The 19,173-nt window shown below is 46.7% G+C and carries 21 protein-coding genes and 1 pseudogene; 17 read left to right on the top strand and 5 right to left on the bottom strand.

The window, feature by feature from the left end:
• Positions 1-1,626 carry a copper transporter YcnJ gene (gene ycnJ / locus NYE22_RS20010; protein ID WP_041850700.1) on the bottom strand — a complete coding sequence of 542 codons (1,626 nt, stop codon included), beginning with the start codon at positions 1,624-1,626 and terminating at the stop codon, positions 1-3.
• 34 nt (positions 1,627-1,660) lie between these two features.
• On the bottom strand, positions 1,661-2,233 hold the full coding sequence (gene ycnK, locus NYE22_RS20005) for a copper uptake transcriptional regulator YcnK (RefSeq protein WP_342412084.1): 573 nt from the start codon (positions 2,231-2,233) through the stop codon (positions 1,661-1,663).
• Positions 2,234-2,397: 164 nt separating this feature from the next.
• Here ycnK and NYE22_RS20000 point away from each other — a divergent pair, with 164 nt between their 5' ends.
• From NYE22_RS20000 to lepB, 6 genes are all read left to right on the top strand, one after another.
• Positions 2,398-2,751, top strand: a complete 354-nt coding sequence (locus NYE22_RS20000) for a hypothetical protein (protein WP_003234445.1) — start codon at positions 2,398-2,400, stop codon at positions 2,749-2,751.
• Positions 2,752-2,923: 172 nt separating this feature from the next.
• A complete protein-coding gene (locus NYE22_RS19995; RefSeq protein WP_125121452.1) occupies positions 2,924-4,360 on the top strand; it encodes a PTS mannitol transporter subunit IICB in 1,437 nt (478 codons plus the stop codon).
• Positions 4,361-4,384: 24 nt separating this feature from the next.
• Positions 4,385-4,816, top strand: coding sequence for a PTS sugar transporter subunit IIA (locus NYE22_RS19990; RefSeq protein WP_003246714.1), 432 nt, complete (start codon positions 4,385-4,387; stop codon positions 4,814-4,816).
• 1 nt (position 4,817) lies between these two features.
• Positions 4,818-5,939, top strand: a complete 1,122-nt coding sequence (locus NYE22_RS19985; protein ID WP_038829066.1) for a mannitol-1-phosphate 5-dehydrogenase — start codon at positions 4,818-4,820, stop codon at positions 5,937-5,939.
• 90 nt (positions 5,940-6,029) lie between these two features.
• Positions 6,030-7,094: a tartrate dehydrogenase gene (locus tag NYE22_RS19980; RefSeq protein WP_003234436.1), complete on the top strand. Its 1,065-nt coding sequence runs from the start codon at positions 6,030-6,032 to the stop codon at positions 7,092-7,094.
• Between the two features lie 134 nt (positions 7,095-7,228).
• Positions 7,229-7,792 carry a signal peptidase I gene (gene lepB, locus NYE22_RS19975; protein ID WP_342412083.1) on the top strand — a complete coding sequence of 188 codons (564 nt, stop codon included), beginning with the start codon at positions 7,229-7,231 and terminating at the stop codon, positions 7,790-7,792.
• Between the two features lie 68 nt (positions 7,793-7,860).
• On the opposite strand, the pseudogene NYE22_RS19970 reads toward lepB, so the two are convergent.
• Positions 7,861-8,468, bottom strand: a pseudogene (locus NYE22_RS19970) (dienelactone hydrolase family protein).
• Between the two features lie 85 nt (positions 8,469-8,553).
• On the opposite strand from NYE22_RS19970, the gene NYE22_RS19965 reads away from it, so the two are divergent.
• Positions 8,554-8,946 carry a 3-hydroxyacyl-ACP dehydratase FabZ family protein gene (locus NYE22_RS19965; RefSeq protein WP_095252668.1) on the top strand — a complete coding sequence of 131 codons (393 nt, stop codon included), beginning with the start codon at positions 8,554-8,556 and terminating at the stop codon, positions 8,944-8,946.
• A 32-nt stretch (positions 8,947-8,978) separates the two neighbouring features.
• On the opposite strand, the gene NYE22_RS19960 is transcribed toward NYE22_RS19965, so the two are convergent.
• Positions 8,979-9,143 carry a hypothetical protein gene (locus NYE22_RS19960; protein ID WP_003234425.1) on the bottom strand — a complete coding sequence of 55 codons (165 nt, stop codon included), beginning with the start codon at positions 9,141-9,143 and terminating at the stop codon, positions 8,979-8,981.
• 132 nt (positions 9,144-9,275) lie between these two features.
• Between NYE22_RS19960 and NYE22_RS19955 the strand changes: the two genes are divergently transcribed.
• From NYE22_RS19955 to NYE22_RS19915, 9 genes are all read left to right on the top strand, one after another.
• The gene (locus NYE22_RS19955) at positions 9,276-10,025 is read left to right on the top strand and encodes a phosphoglycolate phosphatase (protein WP_015715253.1); all 750 of its coding nucleotides are present in this window, start codon (positions 9,276-9,278) and stop codon (positions 10,023-10,025) included.
• A gap of 205 nt (positions 10,026-10,230) precedes the next feature.
• Entirely contained in the window at positions 10,231-11,004 is a 774-nt protein-coding gene (gene pxpA / locus NYE22_RS19950; protein ID WP_038829070.1) for a 5-oxoprolinase subunit PpxA, read from the top strand.
• A gap of 14 nt (positions 11,005-11,018) precedes the next feature.
• Positions 11,019-12,233 (top strand): NRAMP family divalent metal transporter, encoded by a 1,215-nt coding sequence (locus NYE22_RS19945; protein WP_003234422.1) that lies wholly within the window; start codon positions 11,019-11,021, stop codon positions 12,231-12,233.
• A gap of 23 nt (positions 12,234-12,256) precedes the next feature.
• Positions 12,257-13,030, top strand: coding sequence for a putative hydro-lyase (locus NYE22_RS19940; RefSeq protein ID WP_187002281.1), 774 nt, complete (start codon positions 12,257-12,259; stop codon positions 13,028-13,030).
• A gap of 44 nt (positions 13,031-13,074) precedes the next feature.
• The gene (gene pxpB, locus NYE22_RS19935) at positions 13,075-13,797 is read left to right on the top strand and encodes a 5-oxoprolinase subunit B (RefSeq protein ID WP_014475832.1); all 723 of its coding nucleotides are present in this window, start codon (positions 13,075-13,077) and stop codon (positions 13,795-13,797) included.
• A gap of 2 nt (positions 13,798-13,799) precedes the next feature.
• Positions 13,800-14,807 (top strand): 5-oxoprolinase subunit PxpC, encoded by a 1,008-nt coding sequence (gene pxpC / locus NYE22_RS19930; RefSeq protein WP_077671305.1) that lies wholly within the window; start codon positions 13,800-13,802, stop codon positions 14,805-14,807.
• A 15-nt stretch (positions 14,808-14,822) separates the two neighbouring features.
• Entirely contained in the window at positions 14,823-15,575 is a 753-nt protein-coding gene (locus NYE22_RS19925; protein ID WP_003246517.1) for an IclR family transcriptional regulator, read from the top strand.
• A 63-nt stretch (positions 15,576-15,638) separates the two neighbouring features.
• Positions 15,639-16,280 carry a spore germination lipase LipC gene (lipC, locus tag NYE22_RS19920; protein WP_187002066.1) on the top strand — a complete coding sequence of 214 codons (642 nt, stop codon included), beginning with the start codon at positions 15,639-15,641 and terminating at the stop codon, positions 16,278-16,280.
• 172 nt (positions 16,281-16,452) lie between these two features.
• Complete coding sequence (locus NYE22_RS19915) at positions 16,453-16,698, top strand: YczI family protein (protein WP_003240256.1); 246 nt, start codon at positions 16,453-16,455, stop codon at positions 16,696-16,698.
• A gap of 5 nt (positions 16,699-16,703) precedes the next feature.
• Here the strand turns inward: NYE22_RS19915 and NYE22_RS19910 are convergent, their stop codons facing one another.
• Entirely contained in the window at positions 16,704-16,991 is a 288-nt protein-coding gene (locus NYE22_RS19910) for an antibiotic biosynthesis monooxygenase (protein ID WP_014478859.1), read from the bottom strand.
• 150 nt (positions 16,992-17,141) lie between these two features.
• Between NYE22_RS19910 and pbpC the strand changes: the two genes are divergently transcribed.
• Positions 17,142-19,148 (top strand): penicillin-binding protein 3, encoded by a 2,007-nt coding sequence (gene pbpC, locus NYE22_RS19905; RefSeq protein ID WP_014478860.1) that lies wholly within the window; start codon positions 17,142-17,144, stop codon positions 19,146-19,148.
• Positions 19,149-19,173 lie beyond the last annotated feature (25 nt).

The raw sequence follows: 19,173 nt of genomic DNA, 5'->3' as shown, positions 1-19,173 counted from the left end.
TTAATTGGTCTTTGTAAACATGATATTGATTTCGTTAAAGTCGCCGGTCAGGCCGTGGACTTTGATCTTCCAGTTTCCTTTTTCATTAATCGACAGGTTTTGATCTTGGAAGACGCCTTTTGTTTTTTCTTCTAATGTAAAGGTGCTTTTGTTTTCGCTGCCTGACAGGCCTGTTTTATAAACGGTTAACGTCATTTGCTGGATGTTTTTCACGGGATCTCCGTTATGGTCGGTGACACGCAGCTCAAAAACATTTTTTCCGGGCTGGTTTGGGCTGATGCTGAGAGAAACGCTTTGTCCGTTCTCAATCGCTTTGGTTTGGTAGAACGGTTCCGGCGCTGGCTCAGGCGGGCTTGGCAGGCTTGTAAACACGGCCGCTGTGATCAATACAGCGATGCCGATTGCCCACTCCGCTTTCAACGTTCGGCTGATTCCTGTGCGGCGCTGCTTTCTGGTAAGCAGAAAATGAATCGCACCTAAGACCAGCATGAAAACAAACAGCCCGCTTTTCACTAAAAGAGCTTGGCCGTACGCTGTATGGAACAGTGAATCCATTGAACGAATGATGAAAAATCCATTGAGCAAGCCTGAAAACAAAATGACGCCGACTGCAGTGAGCGCCCATGGAGAGAACCGTCTGACCGTCTCCCACGCGAGCGTTTTGTCAGGCTGCCTCCATTCTTTTGAGAGCAGCAAAACGAGTGCCGCTATTCCGCCGACCCAGATGGAAGCGGAAGTTAAATGAAGGAAATCCATCAAAATGCCGACCGTTTTTTCTTCAACGACAGCAGCATGCCCGGTAAACGCCTTGGCAAGCAGGAGACCGAAAAAGAAAATGAGCGGCGCTGTCCAATAGCCAAAGGATGAAAAGCGGTTTTTCCGTATCGCAGGGATGACAGACAGTGCGAGCAGCACGAACAGCGCGGCCTGTATGATCCAAATGGAGCCGCCTGCTGTCTCAAACAGTGTTTCTCTGATGTAGCCCGGCTGGAATGCGCTGCCCCAGCCGCCGCCTGCGTTCGCTTTTGTCTGAATCGGAAGCTGAAGCAAAAGCGCCAGCCCCAGTGCTGCGATCGAGCCGGTCAGGATACGTCTCGTCCGTTTGACGAGCTGTTCTGATTTCCCTTTATACCAGAAAAGATGGAAGAAAACCGTTCCGCTAAACAGAGATAGGGCTGTATACAGAATCGCGCGATCTGCTGCTGTTCCCGGATTCAGCGCTGAATCGGCTGCTTTTTGGCTGCTGAATCCGCCATCCGCTTTCCCGATACTGAACGGGATGACGCCGGAAACCGGATGCCCGTCCGCGGATACGGCATTCCATTCCGCTCTGTACACATCATGAGGCAGATTCTTTTTCAGCTTCACTGTCATGATGTGATGATTATCTTTTTTGATTTCAGTCTTGTCCGTATCCACACGGTCGCCGTTTGAATTATAGACTTTAATGTAATGAAACCCTTCTTCAACCGGTTCATTAAATTCGATTTCCACCTGTGCAGGGGCGTTTTTTAATTCGCTGTTTTCCCCAGGTGAAGATTTGACAATATAGGCGTGAGCAAAGCTTGTTTTCGGCAGGAAAACAAGAAAAAGCAGAAGGATGATCCACCATCTGTTTCGCTTCATCACTCAGACACCACCTTCCGCTGTATGTGTTGTGTTATTTCTTGGTGCAGGTGCAGCGTTTCTTTCGGTCTTGAAGCATGTCTTCCAGTGCTTGGTCGAAAGTGCAGACGGCTCCGCCGAATCCTTTTTGAAATCGTTCGGCATGGTCAAGTGTCGCAAACGGAATGGCCTGCGGCTGGCAGCAGCGCAGGTTTAATTCAGCATTTACGACGAAATAAGCCGAACCGGCACTGACGGTTGTCTGTAACAGAAAATCTCTGCAAATCAAGTGTGAAACCTCTTCCGTTTTATCCGCGTAACGCAAAAACGCGCAATGTGCGCAGCATAGCTGTTCAATGTCTTGGTTTACCGTAATCAGCTGAACCGAATGAGCTTGATTGACGGGCTTCAAGCAATAGCTGCACATATGATCTGTTTGAGGTGTTCGGACGGGGAGCGTGATACCGCCGGCGGTTTTTATGACCTGATTTGACTGAACCAGCTGATTGACATCTCTATATGCCGTCATTTCCGAAACGCCGAACCTTGCGCTGATGTCAGAAATTCTAAGCGAGCCTTCTTCTTTCAGCCACTTCAGTATGTGTTGCTGTCTATTAATCGGAAGCATTCATACACCCTCTTCATTAAGATCTATTTAAGCGTAGAGGATTTTAGAGACGGAGACAAGTAAGTGGATGATAAAAAATGTGAAAATGTGTTGAACAGCAACAAAACGAAACAGAAGGGACTCTGGTATAATAGACAGATGGAATAGAAAGTGAGGAATACCCTATGAAAGAAACACCATGCCCGAACTGCGGCAAACCTTTGACAGGCGATATGGTCAGATCATCAAATGTGCCTTGTCAATTTCGCTGCGGCCACTGCCGGGAACGGCTTTATGAATATAAAGTTTCAGCTCCGATTATGCTGGTATCATTAGCGGCCATCGTGCTGCTCATTTATCTTTTGCTGCTCCTCCGCAATGCGGCAGGTTCAATGCTGCCGGCTGTACAGCACGTGCCAATGGCTGTTTTTGCGCTTGTGTGCGCCTATCCCGTTTTTATTGTGAGTGAGCGAATGATCGCAAAGTACGTGATTCAAAACGGCAACATTATTTATAGAGGAAAGAGAAAAGGCTCCTGAAATCAGGAGCCTTTTTATTTTTAAAAAATTGTCACAGTCATGTGCCAAAGTCCTCTTTACTTTCAATTGTATAGGGACTGTAAGCGTTTTAACATAGAGTCAAAGGGAAGCATCATTCTCTGAACATATTTTTTTATCTTACAGCGACAAACAAAACAGGGAGGGTTTATATATGCAGCAGCAAGAACAGCAGCAAGGCGGCATGAAAGTGAAAGTGCAACGCTTTGGGAGTTATTTGAGCGGAATGATCATGCCGAATATCGGCGCGTTTATCGCGTGGGGTATCATTACCGCGCTGTTTATTCCGGCAGGATGGTTTCCGAATGAACAGCTGAACACGCTGGTCAGCCCGATGATTACGTATTTATTGCCGCTTTTGATAGCGTATACAGGCGGAAAAATGATCTACGACCACCGCGGCGGAGTTGTTGGAGCGACAGCGGCAATTGGGGTGATTGTCGGATCGGATATTCCAATGTTTTTAGGCGCAATGATTATGGGTCCGCTTGGCGGATACCTCATTAAACAGACTGATAAATTATTCAAGGATAAAGTCAAGCAAGGCTTTGAAATGCTGATCAACAACTTTACGGCAGGGATTGTTGGCGCGGCTTTAACGATTCTCGCGTTTTACGCCATCGGCCCGGTTGTCCTGACGCTAAATAAATTGCTGGCGGCTGGTGTGGAAGTCATTGTACACGCTAATTTACTGCCCGTAGCCAGTGTTTTTGTAGAACCGGCGAAAGTGTTGTTCCTCAACAACGCCATCAACCATGGAATCTTAAGCCCGATCGGAATCGAGCAAGCATCTCAAACAGGAAAATCAATTCTGTTTTTAGTAGAAGCAAACCCTGGACCGGGGCTCGGCATTTTGCTGGCGTACATGTTCTTTGGCAAAGGATCTTCAAAATCAACGGCTCCCGGTGCGGCGATCATCCATTTCTTCGGAGGGATTCACGAGATTTACTTCCCGTACATTTTGATGAAACCGGCCCTGATTCTTGCAGCCATTGCCGGCGGAGCAAGCGGACTCTTAACGTTTACGATCTTTAATGCCGGACTTGTCGCGGCAGCGTCACCGGGAAGCATTATCGCATTGATGGCAATGACGCCAAGAGGAGGCTATTTCGGCGTATTGGCGGGTGTATTGGTCGCTGCAGCTGTATCGTTCATCGTTTCAGCAGTGATCCTGAAATCCTCAAAAGCTAGTGAAGAAGACCTGGCTGCCGCAACTGAAAAAATGCAGTCCATGAAGGGGAAGAAAAGCCAAGCAGCAGCTGCTTTAGAGGCGGAACAAGCCAAAGCAGAAGAAGCGTCTGAGCTGTCTCCTGAAAGCGTGAACAAAATTATCTTTGCGTGTGATGCGGGAATGGGATCTAGTGCCATGGGGGCATCCATCTTAAGAAACAAAGTGAAAAAAGCGGAGCTTGACATCAGTGTGACCAACACGGCCATTAACAATCTGCCAAGCGATGCGGGTGTTGTCATCACCCACAAAGATTTAACAGACCGCGCGAAAGCAAAGCTGCCGAACGCGACGCACATATCAGTGGATAACTTCTTAAACAGCCCGAAATACGATGAGCTGATTGAAAAGCTGAAAAAGTAATCTTATAGAAAGAGAGTGATACTCATGCAAGTACTCGCAAAGGAAAATATTAAACTCAATCAAACGGTATCATCAAAAGAAGAGGCCATCAAATTGGCAGGCCAGACACTGATTGACAACGGCTACGTGACAGAGGATTACATTAGCAAAATGTTTGAACGTGAAGAAACGTCTTCTACGTTTATGGGGAATTTCATTGCCATTCCACACGGCACAGAAGAAGCGAAAAGCGAGGTGCTTCACTCTGGAATTTCAATCATACAAATTCCAGAGGGCGTTGAGTACGGAGAAGGCAACACGGCAAAAGTGGTATTCGGCATTGCGGGTAAAAATAATGAGCATTTAGACATTTTGTCTAATATCGCCATTATCTGCTCAGAAGAAGAAAACATTGAACGCCTGATCTCCGCTAAAAGCGAAGAAGATTTGATCGCCATTTTCAACGAGGTGAACTGACATGATCGCCTTACATTTCGGTGCGGGGAATATTGGGAGAGGGTTTATCGGCGCGCTGCTTCACCACTCAGGCTATGATGTGGTGTTTGCGGATGTAAACGACACGATGGTCAGCCTCCTCAACGAAAAAAAAGAATACACAGTAGAACTGGCAGAAGAGGGACGTTCATCAGAGGTCATTGGCCCGGTCAGCGCGATTAACAGCGGCAGTCAGCCCGAAGAGCTGTACCGGCTGATGAATGAGGCGGCGCTCATCACAACAGCTGTCGGCCCGAATGTGCTGAAGCTGATTGCTCCATCTATCGCAGAAGGTTTAAGACGGAGAAACACTGCAAACACACTGAATATCATTGCCTGCGAAAATATGATTGGCGGCAGCAGCTTCTTAAAGAAAGAGATATACAGCCATTTAACGGAAGCAGAGCAGAAATCCGTCAGTGAAACGGTAGGTTTTCCGAATTCTGCCGTTGACCGGATCGTCCCGATTCAGCATCATGAAGACCCACTGAAAGTATCGGTTGAACCATTTTTCGAATGGGTCATTGATGAATCAGGCTTTAAAGGGAAAACACCAGTCATAAACGGCGCACTGTTTGTTGATGATTTAACGCCGTACATCGAACGGAAGCTGTTTACGGTCAATACCGGACACGCGGTGACAGCGTATGTCGGCTATCAGCGCGGACTCAAGACGGTCAAAGAAGCAATCGATCATCCGGAAATCCGCCGTGTCGTTCATTCGGCGCTGCTTGAAACTGGTGACTATCTCGTCAAATCGTATGGCTTTAAGCAAACTGAACACGAACAATATATCAAAAAAATCATCGGTCGCTTTGAAAATCCTTTCATTTCGGACGATGTGACCCGCGTAGCGAGGTCACCTCTCAGAAAACTGGGAGAAAATGATAGACTTGTAGGCCCAGCAAAGAAAATAAAAGAACCGAATGCACTGGCTGAAGGAATTGCCGCAGCACTGCGCTTCGATTTCACCGGTGACCCTGAAGCGGTTGAACTGCAAGCGCTGATCGAAGAAAAAGGATACAGCGGCGTACTTCAAGAGGTGTGCGGCATTCAGTCCCATGAACCGTTGCACGCCATCATTTTAAAGAAACTTAATCAATAACCGATCACCCGTGACACAATGTCACGGGCTTTTTTTACTATCTCGCAATCTAGTATAATAGAAAGCGCTTACGAAAACAGGGGAAGGAGAATGACAATGAAACAATTCGAGATTGCGGCAATACCGGGAGACGGAGTAGGAAAAGAGGTTGTAGCGGCTGCTGAGAAAGTGCTTCATACAGCCGCTGAGGTACACGGAGGTTTGTCATTCTCATTCACGGCTTTTCCATGGAGCTGTGATTATTACTTGGAGCACGGCAAAATGATGCCCGAAGATGGAATACATACGCTTACTCAATTTGAAGCGGTTTTTTTGGGAGCCGTCGGAAATCCGAAGCTGGTTCCCGATCATATATCGTTATGGGGACTGCTGCTGAAAATCCGGAGGGAGCTTGAGCTTTCCATTAATATGAGACCCGCCAAACAAATGGCAGGCATTACGTCGCCGCTTCTGCATCCAAATGATTTTGACTTCGTGGTGATTCGCGAGAACAGTGAAGGTGAATACAGTGAAGTCGGCGGGCGCATTCACAGAGGCGATGATGAAATCGCCATCCAGAATGCCGTGTTTACGAGAAAAGCGACAGAACGTGTCATGCGCTTTGCCTTCGAATTGGCGAAAAAACGGCGCAGCCATGTGACAAGCGCCACAAAGTCTAACGGAATTTATCACGCGATGCCGTTTTGGGATGAAGTCTTTCAGCAGACAGCCGCTGATTATAGCGGAATCGAAACATCATCTCAGCATATTGATGCGCTGGCCGCTTTTTTTGTGACGCGTCCGGAAACGTTTGATGTCATTGTGGCGAGCAACTTGTTCGGTGATATTTTAACCGACATCAGCTCAAGCCTGATGGGAAGCATCGGCATTGCGCCTTCTGCGAACATCAATCCATCCGGCAAATATCCGTCCATGTTTGAACCGGTTCACGGCTCAGCTCCTGACATTGCCGGACAGGGCCTTGCCAATCCGATCGGCCAGATTTGGACAGCGAAGCTGATGCTCGACCACTTCGGAGAGGAAGAGCTGGGGGCAAAAATTCTGGATGTAATGGAGCAAGTGACTGCCGACGGCATCAAAACACGCGACATTGGGGGACAAAGCACAACGGCTGAGGTCACTGATGAAATCTGTTCGCGCTTAAGAAAGCTCTGATGAATCAGGCCGGTGGCAGATGGCTGCCCCGGCCTGTCCATTTCCTTACGAAAATTTCCACGAAAGTCTAACCAAGCAGATCCAAATGCTGTATAATAATTTGGAATTCTTAGGAAAGCATCGGGTGAAGGAAGTTGAATGCAAAAACAATCACGTTAAAGAAAAAAAGAAAAATCAAAACGATCGTTGTACTCAGTATCATTATGATCGCAGCTCTCATTTTTACGATCAGATTGGTGTTTTACAAGCCTTTTCTTATTGAAGGATCATCAATGGCCCCAACGCTTAAAGACTCAGAAAGAATTCTGGTTGATAAAGCAGTCAAATGGACTGGCGGGTTTCACAGAGGCGACATCATAGTCATTCATGACAAAAAGAGCGGCCGCTCATTTGTCAAACGTTTAATCGGTTTGCCTGGTGACAGCATTAAAATGAAAAATGATCAGCTATACATAAATGATAAAAAGGTGGAAGAACCATACTTAAAGGTACAACAACAAGAGGTCAAAGAATCGGGTGTAACCTTAACGGGTGACTTCGAGGTTAAGGTTCCTACCGGTAAATATTTTGTAATGGGAGATAACCGTCTCAATTCACTGGATAGCAGAAACGGAATGGGCATGCCTTCTGAGGACGATATCATCGGTACTGAATCTCTCGTCTTTTATCCATTCGGTGAGATGAGACAGGCAAAATAAAACTCATTGCAACAAAGAACATGGAACGTACGGAACCAAAACACGTGATAATAAAGCACTGTAAGCGATTAAAAAATTTCTGATGAAACAGGGCGGAGCCGTTTTTCCGCCCGTTTTTTATGATAGAGAGCGTTTTGAAGAAAAGGGCCCTGTTGAAATAAACAGAATCAGGATTGGCGAAGCCGTGAAGCGCATCGAATTGATAAATCTCAAGATGGGTATGCTGTTTTTCCCGCAGTTTTTTGATAAGAAGCGCTACGTCAAACGACGGCTCATAATTAGGGAAAAACAATAGGACCGGGCAGGCTGGCACGTGATGAAGAGAGTCGCGTATCCGGGAACCGTAATAACAAACCGATCCGCTCATCTCAGGCATACTGCTGCATTTCCATGCGATAGTAGCCCCCACGCTGAATCCAATCACAAAGATGTGCCGTCCGGCGTTTTGTCTGATCACATTCTGGATGATGGTTTCTCCCGTTTTCAGCCGTTCGTGTTTTGTAAATTGTTCGTATGTCGTTTTTTCTTCTTGCAGTGTGTAGACTTCATCCTCGCCGAGCAGGTTGGGCGTCAACACATCATATCCAGCCATTTTGATCAGCCGGCCCATCTTTTTCATATGGCTGTTTACACCGTATATTTCGTGTACGAGAATGACAAGCGGTTTTGGGGACATAACGGCCTCCTTTTGTGTTTTTTCCATTATATCCTATCGTTTCACTTTAGGCTGAGATATAATGGTCAAAAAAAGGAGATATAAAATGAACTCATTATCTTTGCCTCACCGCTATCCATTTATGTTTATTGATGGCGTGACGGATAGCGAGCCCGGCAAACATGCGGCAGCTTATAAGCTGATTAGTGTGAACGACTGGTTTATCACTGATACGCAAACAGAAATGCCGTTTTCACTTGTAATTGAAGCGCTTGCGCAAACCGCGGCTTTTACAGGAATTACAGATGAGAACAGCTTGGGATTATTGTCTTCGGTGAAGAAAGCGGAAAAGCTGGGAGAAGCTGTGCCTGGTGACCGGCTTGATCTTACGTTTGAAGTCACGCGCAATCGGCGCGGGTTTGTGTTCGGACATGCCAAGGCATCAGTTGGAGAGCAGCCTGTTGCTGAAGCTGAAATCGGCATCTATATTGAAAAATGAAAAAAACCCTTCACAACATTTTGTGAGGGGTTCTATTTTGTGTCGTAATCCCGTTCGCTTTGAGAGTTATCTCTTTGCTGGCGTTTGTGTTTTTCATCATTCATATTTTCCTTCAGCTCTTCATTAGGAATCGGATCGGTTAAGTCATTGTGCTCGGGGTTTTCATTTGGTTTGTTTTGCTGTTTTTTTTCTGTCATGTTTGATCACCTCACCGTTTGTTTTCCTCTTATCCATTCTCCTCAAACATAGGAAATCGCTTTTTTGTCCCGCTGGGTATAATGTATTAGAATAGAGAGAAGCACAACAAAAAGATAAAGAGAGGTACATATATGTCTGTTCAAAGAGAAGATGTAGATATCAAGCTGATCGCAATTGATATGGATGGTACACTGCTGAACGACGAGCAGCTGATCTCGGATGAAAACCGCAAAGCCATTCGTGAAGCGGAGGATAAAGGTGTGTATGTGGTGATCAGCACGGGCCGGACGCTGATGACGTGCAGGGAGCTGGCGGAATCGCTAAAGCTGTCATCCTTTCTAATCACGGCAAACGGCAGTGAAATTTGGGATTCGAATTTTAATTTGGTGGAACGGAAGCTGCTTCATACGGACCATATTCAAATGATGTGGGATTTGCGGAATAAGCACAACACTAATTTCTGGGCTTCTACGGTGAATAAAGTATGGAGAGGCGAGTTTCCGGAAAACATTACGGATCATGAATGGCTCAAATTCGGCTTTGACATTGAGGATGACGATATCCGAAACGAAGTGCTTGAGGAGCTGAGAAAAAACAAAGAGCTCGAAATCACAAATTCAAGTCCGACAAACATTGAAGTCAACGCGCTTGGCATCAACAAAGCTGCAGCCCTTGCCAAGGTTACGGAAAAACTCGGCTTTACAATGGAGAATGTGATGGCGATGGGCGACAGCCTTAATGACATTGCGATGATCAAAGAAGCGGGTCTTGGCGTCGCAATGGGCAATGCGCAAGACATCGTAAAAGAAACGGCTGATTATATCACGGATACAAATATTGAGAATGGTGTCGCTAAAGCGATTCGCCATTGGGTACTATAAAAAAAGAGAGTCCTAAGATGGACTCTTTTTTTTAGTTTGGCAGGTTTTCTTCTGGGACCATGGTAGGTTTTCTGACAAAAGTATTTCACAAACTGATATGATTCACTTATAATGAAATAAAGTTCAAAAATTCGGAATAGTCATTCCGAATTTCGGGACAATAAATGACATAAAGCATATCGTTTGCTTTGGCAGGAGGGATTCTGTGTTTCAGATTGATTTAAACTGTGATTTAGGAGAAAGCTTCGGATCCTACAAGATAGGTCTTGACCAAGATATTTTAGAGTATGTGACATCAGCGAATATCGCATGCGGATTTCATGCAGGAGATCCTAGTGTTATGCGAAAAACCGTCGCGCTTGCAGCGGAAAAAGGCGTAAAAATCGGTGCGCATCCGGGCTTGCCGGATTTACTCGGTTTTGGGCGCCGCAATATGGCGATTTCTCCTGAGGAAGCGTATGATCTTGTCGTTTATCAAATTGGCGCGCTCTCTGGCTTTCTAAAAGCAGAGGGACTTCACATGCAGCACGTCAAGCCGCATGGCGCTTTATACAATATGGCGGCAGTCGATCAAAAACTGTCGGATGCTATCGCGAAAGCTGTCTATAAGATTGATCCAGGCCTGATTCTTTTCGGTCTTGCTGAGAGTGAGCTTGTAAAAGCGGGAGAACGGATCGGACTTCAGACCGCAAATGAAGTGTTCGCCGACAGAACATACCAATCGGACGGCACGCTGACACCGCGCTCCCAGCCGGACGCACTCATTGAAAGTGATGATGCCGCCGTCACCCAGGTCATCAAAATGGTGAAAGAAGGGGCGGTCAAATCTCAGCAAGGACATGATGTGTCATTAAAAGCAGATACAGTCTGCATTCATGGAGATGGAGCCCATGCGCTGACATTTGCGCAAAAAATCAGAAAACAGCTCAAAGCGGCTGAAATTGAAGTGACAGCTATTTCAGAACAGAAGTCAACATAAAGGAGGAACAATAGATGGAGCAGCAGAAAAAGACAGCAGGAAAAAAAGCGGGAAGCTGGTCATTGCTGATGGGCGCCGCCTTTTTAATGGCGACATCAGCAATCGGACCGGGTTTCCTCACCCAAACCGCAACATTCACAAACACACTTGCAGCAAGCTTCGGTTTTGTCATCTTAATCTCTATTATTTTAGATATTTTCGCCCAAACCAATGTGTGGCGCATCATCGCAGTTTCTGGAAAACGAGGTCAGGAAATTGCGAATATGGTGCTTCCCGGACTGGGATATTTCATCGCCATTCTCGTCGTGCTTGGCGGACTAGCTTTTAATATTGGGAATATCGGAGGGGCCGGGCTGGGACTTCAGGTGCTGTTCGGCATTACACCTGAAACAGGCGCTTTAATCAGTGCCGTTATCGCCATTTTGATTTTTGTCATCAAGGAAGCAGGAAAAGCGATGGACCGTTTTACGCAAATCGCGGGGTTCGTGATGATTATTTTAACGGTCTACGTTGCGGCGACGACAGCTCCTCCGGTCGGACAGGCAGTCGCAAATACATTCGTCCCGGAACACATCAGCATATTTGCCATTGTCACCCTAGTGGGCGGAACCGTCGGCGGTTATATCACATTTGCCGGAGGACACCGTTTGCTTGATGCCGGAATTAAAGGGAAGGAATCCATTCCGCAGGTGACAAAGAGCTCGGTTGTCGGCATTTTAATTACATCTGTCATGCGTATCGCTCTTTTTCTTGCGGTTCTAGGCGTTGTATCGAAAGGCCTGCACATCGATGAAAGCAACCCGGCGGCTTCTGTCTTCAAGCTGGCTGCTGGAAATGTCGGTTATAAAATTTTCGGATTGATCATGTGGTCTGCGGCGATTACGTCTGTTATTGGAGCAGCCTATACATCTGTTTCATTTTTTAAAACCTTTTCTCCAAAAATTGAAAAGAATTCACGCGGTATTATTATCGGATTTATTGTGGTTTCTACGTTAGCTTTTGTCACAATCGGCCAGCCTGCGAAGATCCTCGTCCTTGTCGGTTCACTGAACGGCTTAATTCTGCCGATTGCGCTCGGAACGCTGCTTGTTGCCGCCTACAAGAAAAACATTGTCGGTGATTATAAGCATCCGCTTTGGCTGACAAGCACAGGCGCGCTTGTAGTGATTGTAATGGCAGTTATGGGAATCTACACGTTATGTACACAACTTCCTCAATTGTGGAGCTGATATAAGTGGAGCAATTAAACAAAATGGCGCCAAAGGATGTACGCGCCCTGATACGAGAGGGGACAATAATCGGGCCGACCGCAGGCATGTCCGGTGGCTACGCCCAAGCGAATCTTGTGGTTTTGAAAAAGGACCTTGCTTTTGATTTTCTGCTGTTTTGCCAGCGAAATCAAAAGCCCTGCCCCGTGCTGGATGTGACTGAAGCAGGTTGGCCTGTGCCGTCTCTGGCTGCGCCGGATGCTGATATCAGAACGGACTTTCCGAAATACCGTATTTACAGGCACGGTATCTTAACGGAAGAAGTATCTGATATTACGCCATACTGGGAGGACGATTTTGTCGGCTTTCTGATCGGATGCAGTTTCTCCTTTGAACAGGCACTGATCAATAATGGGATAGCTGTCCGGCATATTGATGAGGGGACAAACGTCTCGATGTATAAAACGAATATCGATTGTGTTCCGGCGGGGGCGTTTCATGGACAGATGGTTGTCAGCATGAGGCCGGTTCCTGAACGGCTGGCTGTACGTGCCGCACAAGTGACCTCGCGTTTTCCGGCTGTGCACGGAGGGCCGATCCATATCGGTAATCCGGGAGCAATCGGGATTCGAGATCTCAGGAAACCGGATTTCGGAGATGCCGTTTCCATTCGTGACGGCGAGGTTCCTGTTTTTTGGGCATGCGGGGTGACCCCGCAAGCCGTGGCTATGAATGTAAAGCCTGAAATGGTCATCACACATGCGCCGGGGCATATGCTCATCACAGATATTCGAGACGAGTCGCTTGCGGTGCTGTAACCTCTCGTCATCCTGATGAACGAGAAATAAAAGAGGTGAGAAAGATGACTGTACGATATCAAATCGAACAGCTCGGTGATTCTGCAATGATGATCCGATTCGGAGAAGAAATCAATGAACAGGTCAATGGCATTGTCCATGCCGCGGCCGCTTATATAGAAGAACAGCCATTTCCGGGATTCATTGAATGTATCCCGGCTTTTACAAGTCTAACCGTATTTTATGATATGTATGAAGTGTACAAGCATTTGCCTCAAGGCATAAGCTCACCTTTTGAGAAGGTCAAGCGCGATGTCGAAGAGCGCCTGGCAGAAATAGCCGAAGACTATGAGGTCAACCGCCGTATTGTAGAAATTCCTGTCTGCTATGGCGGTGAATTCGGTCCGGATTTAGAAGAGGTGGCGAAGATCAATCAACTGTCACCGGAGGAAGTAATCGACATTCATACAAACGGTGAATATGTGGTGTATATGCTTGGCTTCGCGCCCGGTTTTCCTTTTCTAGGCGGGATGTCAAAACGCATTGCAGCTCCGAGAAAATCATCACCAAGACCGTCGATTCCCGCAGGTTCGGTCGGTATTGCGGGATTGCAGACAGGCGTTTATCCGATTTCAACGCCGGGCGGCTGGCAGCTGATCGGCAAAACGCCGCTGGCTCTTTTCCGGCCGCAGGAAAACCCGCCGACATTGCTGCGGGCGGGAGATACTGTGAAATTCGTTCGCATCTCAGAAAAAGACTATCACGCCTATAAGGAGGAGTCCAATTGAGCATGAAAGTATTAAAGCCCGGACTGCTCACAACGGTTCAGGATATAGGCAGAACGGGTTACCAAAAATACGGCGTTCTGGCCAGCGGCGCTATGGACACGGTTTCACTGCGCATTGCCAATCTGTTGATAGGAAACGGCGAAAATGAAGCAGGTCTCGAAATAACGATGATGGGGCCCGGTCCGTCGTTTCATTTTTCAAAACAGACACTGATTGCTGTGACAGGGGCGGACTTCACGCTGCGTATTAATGACGAGGAAGCGCCTTTATGGAAGCCTGTGCTCATCAAGGAAAACAGCACGGTCAGCTTCGGCCCCTGCAAACTCGGCAGCCGTGCTTATTTGGCGGCAGCCGGCGGCATCGAGGTGCCTGCCGTCATGGAAAGTAAAAGCACATACGTCAGAGCAGGCATCGGCGGACTTCATGGCAGAGCGCTTCAAAAAGAAGATGAACTGAACATTGGAGAGATGTCAGCTCTTTCGCAAACCATCCTTTCCCGCTTAAGTTCGCAGCTTGGAAAGCAGGGATTTGCAGCACCGAAGTGGTCAGTCAGCCGCGGCAGATTTCTGCCATTGAAGAAGAATCCCGTCATTCGGGTGCTGGAAGGAAAGCAATTTGCCTTTTTCACAGAAGAATCAAAAACGCGTTTTTATGAAGAAGCATTTCGTGTCACACCGCAGTCCGACCGTATGGGCTACAGGCTCAAAGGAGAACCGCTCGAACTGAAGGCCCCGCTTGAGATGGTGTCGGAAGCGGTTTCATTCGGAACAGTTCAGGTGCCGCCTGACGGCAACCCGATTATCCTGCTTGCAGACCGGCAGACGACTGGCGGCTATCCGAGGATCGCGCACATCATATCCGCTGATCTTCCGATTGTTTCCCAAATCATGCCGGGCGAGCACGTTCAGTTTGAGCCTGTGTCCCTCCAGGAGGCAGAAGCGCTTGCGGTAGAACGGGAACAGCATATAAAAGAACTGAAAACGAGAATGAAGATGGAATGGCTGACATAGCAAAGGGGATGAATGATGCAGAATAAAAATAAAACCGTAGTCAAATCTATGGCGCTGCTTAATTTGTTTTTGCATAAACCAAGCCTAACCTTAAGTGAACTGGTGTCGCTGACGGGAATGCCGAAGACCTCTGTTCACCGGATGGTCAGCTCCTTGGAGGAAATGGGGTTCCTCAGTCGGGATGCGTCCGGCGCTTATTCGCTGGGATTGGTGTTTTTGGAATTCGGACAGCTTGTCGCTGACAGGCTGGATATCAGAAAAATAGCGAAACCGGTGATGGAAGAGCTGTGCCGGGAAGTGGATGAGGCCGTGCAGTTGATCATGAGGGACGGCAATGAAGCGATATACGTTGAGAAAATAGAAGGGACACAGACTGTGCGGCTGTATACGGCGATCGGCAGGCGTTCCCCCCTATACGCGGGAGCGTGCGCCAGAAGCATTCTGTCTTTTCTTCCCCGTGAAGAAATCGAAGCATACATCAAACAAACCGAGCTCATTTCGATTGGCTCCGGAACGATTACCGATCCCGAAAAACTGCTTCAGGAGATTGATGCCTCTGTGCAAAATGGCTATACTGTCAGCTATTCAGAGCTCGAAAACTATACGGCGGCGATCGGCGCCCCGATCTTTAACCATGAGCGCCAGGTGGCAGCCGGCATTAGCATTGCAGGCTTTGAAGCGAGATTTACAGAAGACAGGCTGCCCTATTTAACAGAAAAGGTGAAGGACGCCGCTTTACAGATTTCAAGAAAAATAGGATATACATAAGTAGCCAATCTTTTCTCTGCTGCGTACATTAACGTATCGACGTTCAAGAGTGGAGGAAAGAACATGGTGCTTCGATATACAGCTCTGGGCGATTCCTTGACGACAGGGAGAGGCTCTGGGCTGTTTTCACCCGGCTTCGTCCAGCGTTTTGGGGACATGATGGAAGCTGACTTCAAAACAAGAACGGCAATAAACATATTTGCCAGATCAGGCCTGAATACAGAAGAGATTTTGGGACTCCTGTCATATCCCTATGTGCAAAAATGCATTCGAGATGCTGATATGATAACGATCACAGGGTGCGGAAACGATCTCATCGATTCGGTCTTAGCCTACCAAACCTCTAAGGATGAAACGATTTTCAGCCGTGTATCCGCCCATTGCCATGAGAATTTTGAAAAGATGATTGCCAAAATCGCCGAGATTAAAGGAGAAAAACCTTCCCCGTACGCCATCCGAGTGTTCAACTTATACAATCCGTTTCCCGGCATTGAAATCGCCGGCAAATGGATCACATCCTTTAATTCACATTTAGAAACACTTGCATCAGCACCCCATGTCAAAATCGCAGATGCCTATAGCATCTTCAAAGAGAAGGAGCGGGAATATCTGTCCTTTGACGGTGTCCATCCGAACTGCAAAGGCTATCAAGCGATGGCTGAAGCCGTTCACAAGCTAGGCTATAAAGAACTATCAGTTTCATAGAAAACGCGCCTCATGACAGGCGCGTTTTTTATGTGTGATCGAAATATTAAAAGAAACTTAAAATTCTCTGTCTTCTGTTCTACAGACAAACAAAGTGCGCTAGAATAATGGAGGACGTAGGCAAATATAGCCATAACGTTCAATATTTCGTATATAAGGAAGGATGGTCCTTTTGTTTCGGATTTTTAAAATGTCTTTTGCGGTTATCATTATTATACTGGCGCTTATTGCTTTTAACTATACGGAACACACCTCTGTTATCCAATCGGTCATGCTCGTCTTTCTTGGCGCGGTCATGTTTATGCAGGGGCTTGAAGAGCGCAAAAAAGAAAATGACGGCTCAGGCGCTTTTAATATTTATACCGCCGTTTTTGTATGGTCTGTCTCCCTTATCGGTTTTACACTTCATATTATATAAATCTATTACACATCCTGAAAATGCTCGACCGTCGGGAACGGGGTATAGAATCGATGAAGCAAGGCTTTCCACTCTTGATACTCTGAAGAACCGCGAAAGCCTTCCGTATGGTTCTCAAGTGTTTCCCACTCCACAAGAAGCAGATATTTATGCGTTTCCTCCATGCATTTTGATAACGAGTGAGTGATATAGCCCTTCATGCCGGAAATAATCGGCGCCGCTTGCCGGAATGCATCCTCAAACTCTTGTTCAAGGCCTTCTTTAATGTGAAGCATTGCTGCCTCTCTGACCATGCTATCCCTTCTTTCTGTCTTTTCAAATAGTCTACAGCAAACGATAGGAGATTTCTGCAAAATCGGTGAACTTTTCCTTCATTTTCAAAAAAATCTTGCACGCACCAATTCAATTAAGAGAAAATAACAAGTGGAAGGCAGGGGAAAGTCATGTTAAAAAAGTGTATTCTACTAGTATTTCTATGCGTCGGATTGATTGGGTTAATCGGATGCTCCAAAACAGATTCACCAGAGGATCGCATGGAAGCATTCGTGAAACAGTGGAACGATCAGCAATTCGATGACATGTATCAAAGCCTGACTAAAGATGTCAAAAAAGAAATCTCCAAAAAAGATTTCGTCAACAGGTATAAAGCCATCTATGAGCAGGCCGGCGTAAAAAATTTGAAAGTCACTGCGGGAGAAGTAGATAAGGACGATCAAGACAACAAGACAATGAAACATATCCCGTATAAAGTCAGCATGAACACAAATGCCGGCAAAGTCAGCTTCAAGAATACTGCTGTGCTGAAATTAGAAAAAACAGATGACGAGGAGTCATGGAATATAGATTGGGACCCATCGTTTATTTTCAAGCAGCTGGCTGACGACAAAACCGTGCAAATTATGAGCATTGAACCGAAACGAGGCCAAATTTACGATAAAAATGGAAAAGGTTTAGCTGTCAATACAGATGTTCCGGAAATTGGAATTGTTCCCGGAGAGCTTGGCGATAAAAAAGAGAAAGTTATAAAAGAACTCGCCAAAAAACTTGATTTGACTGAAGACGACATCAAGAAAAAGCTGGATCAAGGCTGGGTAAAAGACGATTCGTTTGTGCCGCTCAAAAAGGTCAAGCCAGACCAGGAGAAATTAGTTTCTGAAGCGACGTCATTACAAGGCGTAACAAGAACGAATGTCAGCTCCCGCTACTATCCGTATGGCGAAAAGACAGCCCATTTGACAGGCTATGTCCGCGCCATTACAGCGGAAGAACTGAAGAAAAAGAAAGAAGGAACGTACAGCGATACGTCTAACATCGGTATCGCCGGACTTGAAAATGTGTATGAAGACAAGCTAAGAGGCACAACTGGCTGGAAAATCTACGTGCCGCAAACCGGGGAAGTCATCGCTGAAAAGAAAGCAAAGGACGGCGAGGATCTTCACCTCACAATTGATATCAAAACGCAAACGAAGCTGTATGATGAACTGAAGGATGACAGCGGGGCGGCAGTCGCGCTGCAGCCGAAGACAGGCGAAACACTCGCCCTTGTCAGCGCGCCTTCCTACGATCCAAACGGATTTATTTTCGGCTGGAGCGATAAGGAATGGAAAAAGCTAAACAAAGATAAAAACAATCCGTTTTCAGCGAAATTCAATAAGACATACGCGCCAGGTTCTACCATTAAACCGATTGCGGCTGCTATTGGAATCAAAAACGGCACCCTTAAAGCCGATGAGAAGAAAACAATCAAAGGCAAGGAGTGGCAAAAAGATTCGAGCTGGGGCGGCTATTCAGTGACACGTGTGTCTGAGAGACTTCAACAAGTCGATTTGGAAAACGCCCTTATTACGTCAGACAATATTTATTTTGCCCAGAATGCGCTTGATATGGGAGCGGACACCTTCACAAAAGGCTTGAAGACATTCGGTTTTTCAGAGGACGTTCCGTACGAATTCCCGATCCAGAAATCGTCTATTGCAAATGACAAGCTTGATTCAGACATTTTGCTTGCGGATACAGGCTACGGACAAGGGCAAATGCAAATGTCTCCGCTTCACTTGGCAACTGCTTACACGCCATTTGTTGACAATGGAGACCTTGTCAAACCGACGCTGATCAAAAAAGATTCACAAACAGCTGATGTTTGGCACAAGCAAGTGGTCACCAAGGAAGGAGCGGCAGACATTACAAAAGGTCTGAAAGGCGTTGTGGAAGATGAGCGCGGATCAGCGTATCAGCCTGTCGTGAAAGGAATCACAGTGGCCGGGAAAACAGGAACAGCCGAGCTGAAAACATCAAAAGATGATAAAGACGGCACGGAAAATGGCTGGTTTGTCGGCTACGATTACAAAAACAAAGACCTGCTTGTCGCCATGATGATCCAAAATGTGCAGGACCGCGGCGGCAGCCACTATGTCGTTGAGAAAGCGAAAAAGCAATTTCAATCGAATTAAAATGTCTTTTTAAAAGGAGCGAAAG

The organism is Bacillus sp. FSL K6-1560, assembly GCF_038592935.1.
Lineage (GTDB): Bacteria > Bacillota > Bacilli > Bacillales > Bacillaceae > Bacillus > Bacillus subtilis.
This window is presented reverse-complemented; position numbering and strand designations above follow the sequence as displayed.